Annotated in this window: 14 protein-coding genes; 8 read left to right on the plus strand and 6 right to left on the minus strand. The window is 51.1% G+C overall.

The window, feature by feature from the left end:
* Positions 1-7 precede the first annotated feature (7 nt).
* Together BUB27_RS17490 and BUB27_RS17495 are read right to left on the minus strand one after the other, a co-directional pair.
* A complete protein-coding gene (locus tag BUB27_RS17490) occupies positions 8-790 on the minus strand; it encodes an RluA family pseudouridine synthase (protein ID WP_234991784.1) in 783 nt (260 codons plus the stop codon).
* A gap of 9 nt (positions 791-799) precedes the next feature.
* On the minus strand, positions 800-1,222 hold the full coding sequence (locus BUB27_RS17495; protein WP_143185184.1) for a secondary thiamine-phosphate synthase enzyme YjbQ: 423 nt from the start codon (positions 1,220-1,222) through the stop codon (positions 800-802).
* 233 nt (positions 1,223-1,455) lie between these two features.
* On the opposite strand from BUB27_RS17495, the gene BUB27_RS17500 reads away from it, so the two are divergent.
* From BUB27_RS17500 to BUB27_RS17515, 4 genes are all read left to right on the plus strand, one after another.
* The gene (locus tag BUB27_RS17500; RefSeq protein WP_143185185.1) at positions 1,456-3,033 is read left to right on the plus strand and encodes a Ppx/GppA phosphatase family protein; all 1,578 of its coding nucleotides are present in this window, start codon (positions 1,456-1,458) and stop codon (positions 3,031-3,033) included.
* 14 nt (positions 3,034-3,047) lie between these two features.
* Positions 3,048-5,141 carry a polyphosphate kinase 1 gene (gene ppk1, locus BUB27_RS17505; RefSeq protein WP_143185186.1) on the plus strand — a complete coding sequence of 698 codons (2,094 nt, stop codon included), beginning with the start codon at positions 3,048-3,050 and terminating at the stop codon, positions 5,139-5,141.
* 158 nt (positions 5,142-5,299) lie between these two features.
* Complete coding sequence (locus BUB27_RS17510; protein ID WP_143185187.1) at positions 5,300-5,989, plus strand: response regulator transcription factor; 690 nt, start codon at positions 5,300-5,302, stop codon at positions 5,987-5,989.
* A gap of 3 nt (positions 5,990-5,992) precedes the next feature.
* Positions 5,993-7,507, plus strand: a complete 1,515-nt coding sequence (locus BUB27_RS17515) for a sensor histidine kinase (RefSeq protein ID WP_143185188.1) — start codon at positions 5,993-5,995, stop codon at positions 7,505-7,507.
* Between the two features lies 1 nt (position 7,508).
* On the opposite strand, the gene BUB27_RS17520 is transcribed toward BUB27_RS17515, so the two are convergent.
* The 4 genes from BUB27_RS17520 to BUB27_RS17535 all read right to left on the minus strand — a co-directional run bounded on the left by BUB27_RS17520 (position 7,509) and on the right by BUB27_RS17535 (position 11,540).
* Positions 7,509-8,534 carry a S1C family serine protease gene (locus BUB27_RS17520; protein WP_143185189.1) on the minus strand — a complete coding sequence of 342 codons (1,026 nt, stop codon included), beginning with the start codon at positions 8,532-8,534 and terminating at the stop codon, positions 7,509-7,511.
* A gap of 21 nt (positions 8,535-8,555) precedes the next feature.
* Positions 8,556-9,566 (minus strand): S1C family serine protease, encoded by a 1,011-nt coding sequence (locus BUB27_RS17525; protein ID WP_159435058.1) that lies wholly within the window; start codon positions 9,564-9,566, stop codon positions 8,556-8,558.
* Between the two features lie 322 nt (positions 9,567-9,888).
* Complete coding sequence (locus tag BUB27_RS17530; protein ID WP_143185191.1) at positions 9,889-10,971, minus strand: hypothetical protein; 1,083 nt, start codon at positions 10,969-10,971, stop codon at positions 9,889-9,891.
* Positions 10,968-11,540: a TPM domain-containing protein gene (locus tag BUB27_RS17535; RefSeq protein ID WP_143185192.1), complete on the minus strand. Its 573-nt coding sequence runs from the start codon at positions 11,538-11,540 to the stop codon at positions 10,968-10,970. Before BUB27_RS17535 ends, BUB27_RS17530 begins: the two co-directional genes overlap by 4 nt.
* A 155-nt stretch (positions 11,541-11,695) precedes the next feature.
* On the opposite strand from BUB27_RS17535, the gene BUB27_RS17540 reads away from it, so the two are divergent.
* The 4 genes from BUB27_RS17540 to BUB27_RS17555 are packed head-to-tail and all read left to right on the plus strand — an operon-like array spanning position 11,696 to position 15,069.
* Complete coding sequence (locus tag BUB27_RS17540) at positions 11,696-12,124, plus strand: AP2 domain-containing protein (protein ID WP_143185193.1); 429 nt, start codon at positions 11,696-11,698, stop codon at positions 12,122-12,124.
* A gap of 58 nt (positions 12,125-12,182) precedes the next feature.
* A complete protein-coding gene (locus tag BUB27_RS17545; RefSeq protein WP_143185194.1) occupies positions 12,183-12,869 on the plus strand; it encodes a hypothetical protein in 687 nt (228 codons plus the stop codon).
* Positions 12,870-12,902: 33 nt separating this feature from the next.
* Positions 12,903-13,898, plus strand: coding sequence for a biotin synthase BioB (gene bioB / locus BUB27_RS17550; RefSeq protein WP_143185195.1), 996 nt, complete (start codon positions 12,903-12,905; stop codon positions 13,896-13,898).
* Between the two features lie 16 nt (positions 13,899-13,914).
* Entirely contained in the window at positions 13,915-15,069 is a 1,155-nt protein-coding gene (locus BUB27_RS17555; protein ID WP_159435059.1) for a beta-ketoacyl synthase N-terminal-like domain-containing protein, read from the plus strand.
* Positions 15,070-15,072: the final 3 nt, after the last annotated feature.

The raw sequence follows: 15,072 nt of genomic DNA on the forward strand, positions 1-15,072 counted from the left end.
AAACTCATCATGAGAGCCCAAGACACGGCTTGCCATCCAAAAATGATCTCATATCAGCAGCTAGCCCAGTGCTCCACTGCAGTTCGCCATCATCCAGCAGCACCTTCATCCCGCAGGCATGGAGTGCCTGCCTGGGCATCAGCAGAGCCTGCTGCAACTCCTTTGTCCAACCGGTCTCGATGAAGCGCAAGTAGCAGGTCTCATCAGCCCCATAAATTTTATCCCCGACCAAAGGGTGACCGAGGTGAGCAGCATGTACGCGAATCTGGTGCATCCTACCTGTATGAGGCTTGGCCTTCAGATGCGTGACCTTCACTTCTCCAACCATGGCACGCCCAACCACCTCAAACCCTGTGCTACAGGCCTTACCCTCATCATGCACCATTTGCTTCACCCAGATTGGAGACGGCGTAATCTCTCCTTTTCTCAGGATAGGGGCATCCACAAACCTGGATTCCCATTCAGGCCAACCAAAGACGAGCGCATCATAAGTCTTTTCAACCTGTCTGCGCTCCATCGCCCGGCACAGAGCTCTGGCTGCCGTTCGGTTTTTGGCAATAATCACCAGACCGCTTGTCTCTCTATCCAGTCTATTGATGATTGAGAGGCGCGCACCATTGATCATCTCATAGGCGAGTAGGCTTTCCACCCCACCAATGAGTGTGGGCTCCGGCTTGTAATTATTCGTAGGGTGCACGATTAGAGGAGCCGGCTTATCCACGACGATCCAGTCATCTGATTCATCGATGACGGCAAAATCCTCCTCAACAGCGATGAGCTTCTCTTTCACGTATCAACGCTACTCTTCGCCCATGACCATGACAACGCAATTGCGCACATGGGAAGCTCTACGATGTTCGAAAAGATAAATACCCTGCCAGGTACCTAGTGCCATAGTTCCACGAATCACTGGAATCACCTCACTGCTGCGCGTCAAGGCCATCCGGATGTGGGAAGGCATATCATCCGGACCCTCATAAGTATGGATAAAGTATTCCGTATCCTCTGGCACAAGCCGTTCAAAAAACTCCTCTAAATCCCTTCTCGCTGTGGGATCCGCATTCTCCATGAGTACCAAACTGGCACTGGTATGCTTCACAAAGACAGTGACCGTACCTTGCCTGACTCCTGAATCCTTCAACACCCTCTCCACCTCACCTGTTAAGCAATAAGTTCCTTTACCTCGCGTCTCTACTTGAATCTGTGCTGCGTATGTTTTCATTTCTGAATAGAATATTGGCAGATGCCAGCGAGTGCTATTTACACCCTAACACCATACTGATACATCATTGTTTAGAGAGACATGAAATGCACTCCAGGCAAACAGCCCCCTCCGCGAAAAGATTCTCAACCATCATATTTGGACAAATCAAGGCATTTGAGTTACACATCATTGCTTGTGACCTGTGTCCCGGAAATGTCACAGTCTGTACCTTGTCCCCCCTCGCCTAAATCATGACATCAAAGACACCCATGAAGGAAGTCCTCCATCAGCCACACACTCCCGATCTCAATGCGGCCATCCACATCGGCGCCAGCTCGATTTCCTTGCTGGCCATGACAGACACTGGGAGCGGACAGATGGAGCACGTGGATTTCCTTCAACAGTCGACCCCCATTGCTCACGATGTATTCAGCAAGGGCAAACTCTCACGGAAAACTATCGAGCGCTGCGTCACGATTATTCAAGGGTTCATCGCCAGTCTACAGGAACTCGGAATCGAGCCGAACAATGCGAATACTCGCCTTGTAGCCACCAATATCCTCTCAGAGGCCACCAACAAAGACATCTTCCTGAACAGGATTCGCATCAGCTGCGGCATCAATATTGAAATCCTCGATGATGGCGAAATGACACGCCTCATTTACCTGAAGACCCGGCGCCGCCTCAGCGACACCCCGTCCATGCAGAAAAGAACCACTTTGATTCTGCATGTTGGCCCAGGAAACACCCGAGCCATCCTGTTCCGCAATGGGCGCATTGAGCACTACAGCAACTACCGCTTGGGTACTCACCGGACTAGTGAAGCTGTCGACTCCATCCTCGACGACCAGAAAAACTCCCGCAAGGTCATTCGTGAGCACGTCAGTGGTCAACTAGACCTCATTCGCGAGGACTATGGAAGTCAAGGCATCCAAGACATTGTCCTCATTGGCTACGAAATCCAATTGGTTAGTGCATTCATCCAAAAATCGCAACAGTCTACGACGCAATGCTCACTCCAGCATTTCTCCGAGTTGTGCAGGCAAGCTGCTAGCATGGGAGACGATGAGTTAGTGGCTCATTTCCGGGTAGACTACCAGACGGCCGAAGCACTCCTTCCTGCGCTGGAAATCAATCTCACAATCGCCAGGGCCCTCAATATAGATACGATACACATCCCTGGTAGCGACTATGAAAAAGGCCTGTTACAGGACCTCTATAGCTCCACTTCTCTCTCCGAGGAGTTTACGGAAGAAGTGGTTAGATCCGCTGAATCTATCGCTGCAAAATACCGCGTCAACAATCAGCATGCTAAACATGTGGCCTACCTGTGCCGCACCATCTTCGAGCAGACTCAAGAGCTTCATAGCCTTACGGATCAGGATGCACTCCTTCTACACATAGCAGCCATCCTTCATGAGTGCGGCGGATTCATTAGCTCACGTGCGCATCACAAACACTCCCAGTACATCATCCAAAACTGTGAGATCTTTGGTCTTGCCTATACGGATATCGAACTCATCGCTTTGGTCGCCCGCTATCACAGAAACTCAGAACCTAAGCCTGGTCACTCCGGCTACCGGGAACTCAGCGACGAGGATCGTATGCGGGTCTGTAAACTAGCAGCCATTCTGCGAGTAGCAGATGCTCTGGAGCGCACCCACTCTGCCCGCATCAAGGACCTGGAGATTCGTATTTCAAAACGCCGGATCCACTTCCTACTCAAAAATATTACCGATGCCAATGTAGAGCGATTGGCTATGCGCTCCAAAGGCAACCTCTTCGAGAACATCTTTGGTCTCGAAATTAACCTCGTGGAAGACAAATAAGATTTAGAAGCAATATGTCTGCAAATTACATCAACCGTGAACTTTCCTGGCTGGAATTCAACCAGCGCGTTCTCAGCGAGGCCCAGAGGGAAGACCTACCTCTACTCGAGAGGGTCAAATTCCTCGCCATCACTGCCTCAAATTTAGATGAGTTCTTCCAAGTCCGCGTGGGTGGACTAACGATTCTAAGGCGCACAGGGAACCGAAAACCAGATTTCTCTGGCCTCACTCCTTTACAACAGCTTTCCGCCATTCGGACTCGGACTAAGAAGATGATCGCGGATCAATACTCTTTGCTTAACGACACCCTTCTACCCGAGCTCGAGCGACATAATATTCTCTTCAAGCACCCGAGAACTCTCTCTCCATTTCTCTCAGAACAGCTGTCGGAGAGAACTAAAGAGCAGATCATTCCTCTCCTCACTCCCCTAGCTTACGATGAGGATCAGACTGACCCAGAGCTACCTGCACTCAGATTGATCGTGGCATGCACCTTGCAAGATGATGAAAGCTTGGAACAAAGACATGCTTTCATTCCCATCCCGGACCATTTGGGCCGCATCATCTACCTCTCGGAGAACGATCAACAAATCATCGTTCTTTTGGAAGATGTCATCGCCCACTATGCTTCTTATCTATTCCCCGGTGAGACCGCCGTCTCACACAGCACCTTCAAAATAACACGTAATGGAGACATCGCGGTACATGAAGAAGACGCAATCGATCTTGCAGGTGAAATGGAAGACGTCCTCGCTGAGAGGAAGGTAAGCAATACCGTTAGACTTGAGTTCCCCAAGGGAACCTCCCGAGACTTGGAGAGCCTGATCAAAAAGGTAACCCATGCCCCAAGCAAGAGCGTCTTCAAAATCCCTGGACCTCTGGCTTTGAATGACTTCATGGAGATCGCATTTCTATCCGGCCATGACGAACTCAAAGATCCGGTATGGGAACCGCAACCATCATCTATGCTGGATCCGCAAGTCTCCATGTTCGACTCCATTTCCGAACAGGACATCCTGCTCTACCATCCCTATGAGAGCTTCGAGCCAGTCATTCGACTGCTAGAAGAGGCTGCCACAGATCCAGACGTTCTCTCGATCAAGCAAGTTCTCTACCGTACCGCCAAGCAATCCCGCATTATTGATGCCCTAATCAAGGCGGCCGAAAACGGCAAACAAGTCACCGTTCTCGTTGAACTTAAAGCTCGCTTTGATGAGGCGAGAAACCTTCAACGAGCAGATGAACTTCAGCGCGCGGGAGTGCAGATCGTCTACGGGGTCAAAGGTCTCAAGACGCATGCAAAAATCACACTCATCATACGCAATGAAGGAGGCCAGCTCATGCGCTACTGCCACCTAGGCACAGGAAACTACAACGAATCCACCGCCAAGCTCTATACTGACGCTTCTTACCTGACATGCCGCAAGGAGTATGGAGCTGACGCTTCACTTTTCTTCAACGCCGTTACCGGAAGATCTAAACTGATCGACTTCAGCCGTATCGTCCCTGCACCGACACATATGAAGCGGAAACTGCTAGAACTCATTGCCAGTGAGACGGCCCGGGCAAAACAGGGCGAAGAGGCATCCATTACGGCAAAAGTCAATTCACTGCAGGATCAAGACATTATCGACGCCCTCTATCAGGCAGCTCAAGCGGGCGTCAGTGTGAGACTCAATATTCGTGGCATCTGTTGCCTCAAAACAAGTAAGTCTACGGAAGCTTCGAACATCAAGGTGGTGTCCGTCATTGATCGCTATCTTGAGCACGCAAGAATCTTTTCCTTCCACCAAGGAGGTTCACCTCAGATGTATATCTCCTCGGCCGACTGGATGACCCGCAATCTGGAAAAACGAGTCGAACTGATGATTCCTATATTGGAAAAAAATGCTCAAAGACGCCTCACCAACATCTTGGAAGCAGCCTTCAAAGATAACCAGCAAGCGCATCTGATTCTACCAGACGGCACCTCTGCTAGAATTACTGATAGACCGAAGAAGAAATTCCGGATGCAGAAAGACCTTCAAGAACGAGCTGAAAAAGCCGCCAAATCACGAGCTCAGAGATTGAGCACGACTTTTGAGCCTCACCTTCCCGCTAACGGATAGGTGAAAATTTAGACATGATTCGTCTGGAGAAGCTCATAATATCGAGGCAAATCCTCACAAAATGACGGATAATTAACATTTTCTTACATCTTTTGGGAGACAAATGGACAATTTGTCGCTAATGTTGGGGCATAGAAAACTCACCCCCCAATAAAGCCATGCATATACTAGTTGTAGAAGATCAGGAAAACATTGCCTCCTTCATCACCAAAGGACTGGAAGAGCACGGCATGACTGTCGATTGTGTTCACGATGGTGACGAGGGATATGAACTAGCAAAGTCTAAGCCCTATGATGGGATCGTTCTCGATATCATGTTACCTGGTAGAGATGGACTCAGCATTGTTTCCAACCTACGCAAACAGAACAATCATGTACCCGTCATCCTCCTAACCGCTCGCTCAGAAATTGATGAACGTGTAGAGGGACTCAGCGCTGGTGCAGACGATTATCTTCCAAAACCATTTCACATGGATGAGCTTCATGCCCGCCTCGTTGCTATCATGAGACGTAGCAGCCCGGAGCAGTCTAACATCATGCAAGTCGATGACCTGATCATTGACCGTATCACTCGAGAGGTAAAACGTAATGGCAGAGCCATCGATCTCACCTCCAGAGAGTTTGATCTGTTGGCATATCTGGTGCAGTCCAAGAATCGCGTTCTTACCCGTACACAGATCTGTGAAAAAGTATGGGACTTCCATCATGATACTCAAACCAATCTGGTGGATGTATATATCAGACGTCTCAGACAGAAAATTGATACTGATGCAGATCACAAGCTGATCCACACAGTACGAGGTGTAGGCTACAAGGTGGTACCACCTAATGAGCCCGCTCATCAGTAAAGGATGAATAAGTCCCTTCGGCTCAGGCTAACTATCGTAGCAGCCCTTTTCACCGGAGGGATTCTTTCCTTGTTCCTATATATTGGCTGGGAACACCTTAAGGTTCAACGGCACCGTGATGTCGACCCTGTTCTGTCACCTTTGGTGCACAAGACTTGCATGCAGATCTCGTCGCCCGACGATTGGGATAGGATCCTCCCCCAGCTAGAGTCCAGCTTCCCCTTCGACCTCCCCAGCGAAGGCGACCCGATTCACATTCTCTTAGTAGATCACCGGGAGAAAGAGATCATCTACCGGAATTCAGACATCCTCCTGAGCGCCATCACACTCTCCAGCTATCTTCCCAGCGAGCAAGCTGTCGAAAACTTTGATAAAACCTTCACGAGTAATTCGAATCTACGCTCTCCGACCCAGCTAGAGCCAATCATTTTCGTACCCCCCATCGATACGATTGCCCTCAATGGTATCCCTCACCGCCTTATCTCATGTAGCAACCCGCGCTACACACTCATCATGGCGGCGAGCACGAACCACATCAACGCCCCCATTGAGAACACACTCGATCTCACTTTAGTAGCAGCGCCTATCTTCGTGTTGATCGTAGCCGCAATTACCTGGCTGATCATTGCTCACGCACTGAAGCCACTTACAAACATTGCCCAGACTTCCCGAAAGATTATCGAGGGCAGCCTGAACGAGCGAGTTCAGCTCAAAGGTGACGAGAGCTCCGAAATTATCGAGGTGGTTAAGATCATCAATGAGATGATCGACCGAATGGAGCGCAACTATCACCAAGCCGCTCGATTCAGCGCCGATGCCTCGCATGAGCTCAAGTCTCCTTTGGCGGCTCTTCAGGGCACTCTGGAACTCGCTCTACAAAAAACAGACAGTCTCCCCGATATGGAGAACGCTGTCTTCACGGCCTACGAGGAAACACAAAAGCTCAAGCAGATCATCAACAGCCTTCTGATGCTCACCCGCATCGACTCAGGATCGATCGAGGCCGATATCAAGGATGTGAATGTCTCCGTGCTCTGCGAGGAACTTTGTGAGGACACTGAAATTCTTAGTGAAGAAAAAGGCATCCATTTCATCAAACAGATCGAACAAGACGTTCAACTCAACTTGGACCCCACTCTACTGAGGCAAGTACTCAATAATCTGCTCACCAACGCGCTCAAGTACAATGAAGAGAACGGCTCGATCGCTTGCCGTCTGTACAAGCGAAACGGTGTCGAATGCATCGATGTGGAAAATACCGGGCCAGCTATCCCCGAGGACCGTAAAGACAGCATCTTCAAACGCTTCGTTCGCCTCGATAAAGCTCGTAGCCAGAAACACATCAAAGGCTTCGGACTGGGACTTAATATCGCCAGTGAGCTAGCCCGAATCAACAACAGCAAGCTGGAGCTAGTGCAGTCTCACGGCGGAGTGAACATCTTCCGCATCACCCTCCCCAAGGATCTCCCCCTGCCCAAGCAGGAGGATGAGTCTCAGACATCAGCGGGAGACAACTAGATCAGTTACCTGACGCTTCCTTGCGCAGCTTCTGGTAAACCTCCTTCAACTCCTCAAGGGGAATCGCGTAACTTTCTGCACGGTTGGCACGCGCGATATTCATCCCGATACACATGCCGTTGAGGTCCAGCAAGGGACCACCCACAGTACGAGAGTTCAGGGGCAAGTTAGTCTGCAGCACCCGAGGGAAATTGTTACGGCGACCAGACACATCTCCACTCATTTGGTCATTCCGGGACTTCTGCTGCTCACCAAAAGCATCCTCACGAGCCATCAGTTCCATCTCAGTTGTCATCTTCTGACCGCCGCGAAGGTACTCCACCTCCACTTTATCACCAGGAATGTTATCCAAGATTTTCTCAATCAAACTCTCTCTCTTGAGAACTGTATCCCCTTCAAATTTGGTAATGATATCGCCTTTAAGTAGACCGGCTTTCGCGGCACCGGTATCCGCAGTCACATCATTGATCTTCAGACCATTCTCCACTTCTTCGAGTTGAACTCCCATAACGACCGGAGCGGCTCCATCGATCTTGCGGCTTTTAGCACTGATAATACCGATACTGACTCGGCGATTGGCTCGACTTGATGAGCCATTACCGATCACCCAGCTCCCCTGAGGAATGGCACTCGACTCAGCAAAGGTTACCGGAGTCAACCCCTCAGCATCAATCTTCACCAAAGCCAAATCCCAGCGACCGTCCTTCGCCATAATCTTCGGTTCCGTATATTTGTTTTTATCTACACGGACTGAGAGATCTTGCGCACCATGAATATCGCTTTCCTTGGTCAAAATCCAACCATCTTCACTCATCACGACACCGTAGAGAAAATTCTTACGTCCTGTATAGAAGACAGCAGAACTCCCCTGCAAGACTTGTCTCTGCGGCTCAAAGGCCGCTTCCACATCATACCCGTTCGTGCGCTGCTCTCCTGGCAGACTTGCCTGAGCCCAAAGAGGCAGATTGGAGCAAGACAGAAGAAGAGATAGGCTTGCCACAGCCCCTAGTCCAAAAGTTTTCATCATCACGTTTCTCAGTTTCACCGTTTATCTTTTATCCAGAACTACCTTCACAGTAAGCTCTTTTCCTTCCCTCAGCAAAGTCAACTCTAGCTCATCACCAGCCGCATATTGCTTCATAAGCTTGGCCATTTGGTCACGCTTTTGGACAACATCATCGTTCACCTTGATTAGAATATCCCCCACTTTCACTTCAGCGGCCTTGGCTGGAGCCTTCTCATCAAGCTCAGTGATTTCAAGCCCCCCCTCGACTTCTTTGACAGCGATTCCAATAAATCCTGAACCAGGTACAGGGCGTTGCGCAAATGGCCCGTCACCAATAAACTCTCCCTCGCTCATTTGCTTCCAGAAAGTATGATACACATGCATCGGTACGTGCATGTTCTGATCTAGCACCTTGCCTACACGACTATGAATGCCAATCAGCTTGCCATTCATATCAAATAAGGGACCACCAGAGTCTCCACCAATCAGAATACAGTCAGACTGAATCGTATGATTCGCAATGCGCACGAGACGACCCAGTCGCACTACGGATCCCCGCTCTTTATCAAATCCTCCTGAGTGGCCAAGAGAGAACACCCAGTCACCTAGCTTGAGATCTGATTCATCGAATGACTTTGCTGAATCAATTTCCACGAACGGATATTTCCCTTCGGTCGTGATCTTCATCATGGCGGCATCATTCTCTGAATTCAGCCCCATAGAGACAGCCTCAAGCTCTGTACCGTCCTCCATGATCACCTTGAGCTTCTTATTCGTAGCGCCTGTTACGTGTGCCGCGGTGAGGATGAGTCCATCCTCAGAAATAATCACCCCGCTACCAGAACCTTTGCCAATTTGAATGCACACCGTAGCTGCGCGCGCCTTCTCCAGACTTGAAGTCAAGGCGTCTTGAATCGCCAAGAGATCCTCACGCGAATCAGGAACTTTCTTGTCATTAAAATAAGGCCGCTCAGCCAGAGCACCCTGGATGCCAAAGGCACTCGTCAGGATGGTGAGAACGAGTAAGGGTTTCAGTGGAAAAAGCTTTCTCATGTTCAGTACTATAACGCCACGAAGTGGCATATTCGTTCAGGAGCTTACAATTAGTCTCAATCAGAGACAACTAAGTTCAATCAAAGCACAAAAAAAGACGACCCGGTAGACCATTCTAAAGGAAACCCCCTAACCTATAAGAACAGATAACTCTACTGGATCGTCTTTGTTCCCTCAGGAACGTGAACAAATTGACACAATTTCCCGCAAACAAAAGAAAAAATTGCTCAAAAAACAAAAACTACCGTTTTAAATGCCGGAACAGGCAAGTAATGGTGCGTTTTCAGCATAATTGAACGCAAATGGGAACTTCACACACATGTCAGAGCACCTCATCAAACTGCTCTTTCTGAGCTGATGGAGGCTGATTAGGGTCTTTATAATGAACTATTCCACCACAATTCGCCCCTCGGTTTCCCGATAGCCTCTTCTTCACGGGCAGCTCCGCAAAATGATACCTACGCGTCGACTGGTAGATCCACCAGAGACCACAGAGTAAACTCAGGCCGAGCACCGCTCCAAGCATCGCCATTAACTTGGGAGCCAAGGTGTCGTACCAGAAACTCGCCAGCTTATCGAGAGCCCCAACCGCTTTCTGCTCAGCCGGATCCACCGGTAGCTCGTCCTCGATCACAGGAAGAACCGCTTTAGCCATGATTTGTTCTACCCAAAACAGACGCATGGACAGCTGCCCCACGAAATCCTCTAACTGAGAAAACACCTCGGACTTCTCTCGGGCAGTATGCTTGGCATTCGAGAGAAGTTCACGCTTGCGCCAGTCAGGCACTACCTCGCTGGCTCCACCTGCTAGATAGAAGCGTGAGCGTTCAGGCTGCCCAATGAAGTAATAGACAAGCACCACAGGCTTTCCGTCCTCTCTGAAGAACTGCTGATAGATCTGATCTGGCTCATAGGCATCCGGAAATTTCTGCTGGTTATCAAAAAGGTAAAGATAGATGGGAACAGGAGATTCGTGAGTATGCATCTCAAGCGCATAACTCAGATCGGCCCTCTCCTGCATACTTAGCAAACGCTGCGGGTCGATCAGATTGCTATCAGGCTTCGAGGAGAAATACCTCGCCAGTAGCTTCTCAGGAAGTTCGGAACGATGGTCCGGAAGAGGAATTGGGTCGATCTCTGGCTTTTCAGGTACGGGCTTGATCTCCAGCTTCTCAGCCGCTTTGTCCGGAAGCACATCTTTAGGGTCTTCGGACTTCTCAGCCTCCTCCTTCTTAGGAATTCCTTTTTCAGTCAACAAGGCTTGGCCGGGGACGAGCTCTCCCTTTTTAAGCTTTTGCAGATCTTCCTCATTCCAGGTCGGTAGAGGCGGCAGATTACTCTTGGCAGCAAGCAGGGATGTAAGCCCGAGGAGACTCACCACAGTGACGATCAAAGACAACTTCACACTTTGCCTCCTTTCGCAAGTTTACGGCTGAGCCGTCTGGACTCACGTGCTTTTTTGACCAGGAAGGCTTTGAGCTTCTTCAGCACCAACTCGACTGCATTCATATAGTCAGCCTCCAGTAAGTATGGATGCGCTTTGCTTACCACTTCAAAAGCCTCCACTTCATCTACCAGATCATCTAACAGATAACCAAAATGCAAGCACATCTGCTTTTTGTGAACATCCAACACAAGCATCACCCCACCCTCTTCATAAGCCGTCGAGGGCACATCATCAAACTCACCTGTATTGAGCAGCCAGAAACCATAAGAACGGACATCCTGGCCATCGTTTAACGCCACCAAGGCTACTGAGATAAAGAGATCTGGAAACGCCTTCTCCAGACTCCTGATCCAAGCTTCCATTTTGCGGCGCTGCTGCACACGCAGCACACCGGCTACGTCATGCGGGCGCCGTACCCGCTTATCAAAATTTCGGTAGACCCTGTTGAGCCGCAGCAAGTCTCCACCGCAGTGCGGACATGCTTCCGCACTCTTGTGAATCTTCTGGCTGCAGCAGGGGCATCTCATAAGCCATGCACCCTAGCCGCTCCCCCGTCGCAAGCCAAGTGTCATAGAAGGTCATTGGGAAATTTTTTCTGTCACGCAGCCCACAAGCTGATCGATGAGAGCAATACGCACGATTTGACAATTGCGTCAGACTCCGCAAAGGTTAATAACAGCTTATGCCCGAGACCAACCCAGACTATGCCATTGCCCGAATCGATCTTCCCGATTCATGCACTTTTGGTTGGCAGGTCCGGCTCCAGCGGCGCGGCATCAAGTACGCCAAGTTCTTTGCCGATGGTAATTTTGGCTCTACTCAGAATTCTCTTCAAGCAGCGCGAGACTGGCGTGACGCTCTGCTGGATAAATTGGAGAATGATGACCGAGCACGCATCTGCCAACGCTCCACACGAAACTCTTCTGGAGTGGTCGGTGTCTCCAAAGTGACCGTCTGCGCGGCAAACGGAATCAGCTACCAATTCTGGCAAGCCACTTGGTCTCCGGCTCCTGGCAAGCGACGCTGCGTCAAGTTCTCCATCAAACGCTATGGGGACACCCAAGCCTTCGAGATGGCGGTCAAAGCACGCATCGAAGCCGTTGGAAACTGAGTTGAAATTCAATCATTTCAAACTTTCCTCCACCCCCATTATGGTGCAGCCTAGAAACATGAAGCGTATAGCCTTGCTACTGATTTGCCTTTTTGCATCCGTTGGCTTCCTGGAAGCTGCACAACACGTCATTCTTACAGGTGGACCTGCGCTCCGAAAGTGGGAAAACTACCGGACTGAACGTGATCGCCATGACCGATGGTGGGCAAATTTCGTACGCGCTTCGACTCTACGCATGGATGAGATCCGCCGAGCCTATGGCACGGAGGGCACCTCCTTCGTCTGGTACGTCTACCGCACTGGTTATGATAAGCGTGGCCGCGAGGACGGCAAACCCTACACGACCTGGATTACCGAGCAGGCAGCCAAACGCAATGCCCGCCTCGTCTGGATCAGCTCCGGCAATGACTTCATTTCCAAGTTCAACAGACTGCCAGCCCGCTCCGTTGCCACGTTTGATTTCTTTGGCCACTCGAATAAGCACTGCTTCTTGCTCGACTACTCGTCACAGATCTTAGGGGCCAGCGCCGCCTGGCTACACGAGAGCCAACTACGCTCACTGAGTGGACGCCCACTGGCCAAAGGTGCAATTTGTAAAAGCTGGGGTTGCCACACAGCTGAAAGCATGAGCAAGTACTGGAAGTCAGCCACAGGGGTACCTCTGATCGGTGCCGTAGGAAAAACTGACTACGCGACCTTGACTCACGGCAAACTTCCGTCAGTTTCCGGTCGTTGGTCACAGTAAACCACTTTCATCACTTCCAACTTACCTTCGTTCATGAAATTCGACGAACTTAAACGCATCTACGAGCTACCCCTCTTTGATCTCCTCAAGCAGGCACGTGCAGTGCACGATGCAAACTGGAACGACAACGAAATCCAGCTTTGCACTCTGCTCTCCATCAAGACTGGCGGTTGCTCGGAGGACTGTTCCTACTGTGCACAGTCTTCTCGTTACAACTCTGGTGTTGAAGTCGAGCGCCTCATGGAAAAGCAAGCCGTCATGGAGCGTGCTCAAGCCGCCAGAGATTCTGGCTCTACCCGCTTCTGCATGGGTGCAGCATGGCGCGGTGTCCGCAAAGGCACCAAGCGCTTTGACCAGGTAGTCGATATCATCCAGGACGTTTCCAAGCTGGGAATGGAGGTTTGTGTCACCCTCGGCGAACTCGGACCAGACGAAGCCAAGATCCTCAAAGAGGCTGGCGTAACTGCCTACAATCACAATGTGGACACCTCACGTGAGCACTACCCGAACATCGTCTCTACCCACACTTACGACGACCGCCTCCGCACCATCCGCAACGCGCAGGATGCTGGCATGTCTGTCTGCTGTGGTGGTATTCTTGGTCTCGGTGAAACACCAGACGACCGCCTCAAGATGATCGAAACCATCTCCGAGTTCAACCCGCAGCCGGAATCTGTGCCGATCAACTCTCTCATGCCAATGCCTGGCACTCCGCTCGAAGGTTCTGATCCAGTGACTATCTTTGACGTGGTTCGCATGATCGCCGTGGCTCGTATAGCCGTGCCAAAGGCCAAGGTTCGCCTCTCTGCAGGCCGTACCCAAATTTCTGAGGAAGGTCAGGCTCTTTGCTTCTTTGCTGGAGCAAACTCCATCTTCTACGGGGACAAGCTCCTTACCGCGAAGAACCCTGCGGTTCAGAAAGACCTTAAGCTGATCGAGACTCTCGGTCTCAGCGCCAAGCAGCCAAACCCTGCCATGGATGCCCCAGCACCTGAGTGTGACAAGCCACTCTCCCCTTGCTGCGGCTAAGCTAAGTTCAGCTCCCTTGAAACCAGTCTCTATAACAGGCATCTCCTGCGTATCAGGTCTGGGCATTACACCCGCCGAGCACGCTTCCTCCATGGAAGCTGGCACTACGGGACTACGCCCACTCAGTGACCTGCTGGGAGATGCTATGGATACCGACGGCCTGCAAGGCTCTTGGATCGAGAACCGCGAGATCCTCAATTCCCGCAAATGGGCACCAGCCTCAGCTCTCGCCCTCTATTGCGCCAAGCAGGCTATTGAAGATGCAGGCCTCAGCGGCACGGATCTCAAGCAAGCCGCAGTCATCGGCGGATCCTCCCGAGGCAATGCCTGGTTGCACGATTGGCCAGGAAGACGCCCCTTCAAACTCATGGCGGCCTCCAACTCCATGCATGGGGAAATCGCCTCCGCCGTTTCTATCGAGCTCGGTATTACCGGCCCGTGGCAAGTCATCTCTTCCGGCTGTGCAGCCTCCCTGGATGCCATTGGCATGGCCTGGATGATGTTGCAGTCCGGCATCGTTCGTCACGTCATCGTGCTGGGAGTAGAACTTCCATTGGTCGAAGGCATAGTCAGGGATTACCAAGACACGGGAGTTCTCAGTACCAACGGTATCAATGACCCCTATCACCCGGAGACTTCCGGCTTCTTCCCGGGAGAAGCGGGCTGCGCCCTCGTACTTACCACAGAGGATGTACCGACGGCGCCCAAGCTCACTGGCTATTGGTGCAATTCAGACGCAGACTCCCCCATTGGCATGCCATCAGATGGCCATGGTCTGCGCGAATGCCTTTCCAAGGCTGTCCATGACTTATCAGACACAATCCAGCCAGAAGTCGCCGCCGTCTGTCCACACGCCTCCGGCACCCTGCTGCACGCCATGGCTGAAAAGCAGGCCCTGCTAGAAGCTCTAGAACCAGAAAATGATGTCTCCCTCCACCCCCTTAAGCCATTCACCGGCCACACCGTCGGGGCATCCGGCGCGCTGGACACGGGCATTCTCGTTCACTACTTGAGAATCAAGCAGCTCCCTCCCAACTTAAAAGGCCTCACTTCACCTCCCGCTCCCTTCCATTTACCAGACAGCACCACCCAAGCTTCGGGAACGATCCTTAAGATCGCCGTGGGCATGGGGGGCCATAATTCTGTAATTTCCCTCACTCCGCCCCAGTAGACA

The organism is Rubritalea squalenifaciens DSM 18772 (assembly GCF_900141815.1).
Lineage (GTDB): Bacteria > Verrucomicrobiota > Verrucomicrobiia > Verrucomicrobiales > Akkermansiaceae > Rubritalea > Rubritalea squalenifaciens.

Bases quoted from the DNA above. Each gene is read 5' to 3' on its own strand.
- BUB27_RS17495 (WP_143185184.1), bottom strand. From the start codon at position 1,222: ATGAAAACATACGCAGCACAGATTCAAGTAGAGACGCGAGGTAAAGGA.
- BUB27_RS17500 (WP_143185185.1), top strand. From the start codon at position 1,456: ATGACATCAAAGACACCCATGAAGGAAGTCCTCCATCAGCCACACACT.
- ppk1 (WP_143185186.1), top strand. From the start codon at position 3,048: ATGTCTGCAAATTACATCAACCGTGAACTTTCCTGGCTGGAATTCAAC.
- BUB27_RS17510 (WP_143185187.1), top strand. From the start codon at position 5,300: ATGCATATACTAGTTGTAGAAGATCAGGAAAACATTGCCTCCTTCATC.
- BUB27_RS17515 (WP_143185188.1), top strand. From the start codon at position 5,993: ATGAATAAGTCCCTTCGGCTCAGGCTAACTATCGTAGCAGCCCTTTTC.
- BUB27_RS17520 (WP_143185189.1), bottom strand. From the start codon at position 8,534: ATGATGAAAACTTTTGGACTAGGGGCTGTGGCAAGCCTATCTCTTCTT.
- BUB27_RS17525 (WP_159435058.1), bottom strand. From the start codon at position 9,566: ATGAGAAAGCTTTTTCCACTGAAACCCTTACTCGTTCTCACCATCCTG.
- BUB27_RS17535 (WP_143185192.1), bottom strand. From the start codon at position 11,540: ATGAGATGCCCCTGCTGCAGCCAGAAGATTCACAAGAGTGCGGAAGCA.
- BUB27_RS17540 (WP_143185193.1), top strand. From the start codon at position 11,696: ATGCCCGAGACCAACCCAGACTATGCCATTGCCCGAATCGATCTTCCC.
- BUB27_RS17545 (WP_143185194.1), top strand. From the start codon at position 12,183: ATGAAGCGTATAGCCTTGCTACTGATTTGCCTTTTTGCATCCGTTGGC.
- bioB (WP_143185195.1), top strand. From the start codon at position 12,903: ATGAAATTCGACGAACTTAAACGCATCTACGAGCTACCCCTCTTTGAT.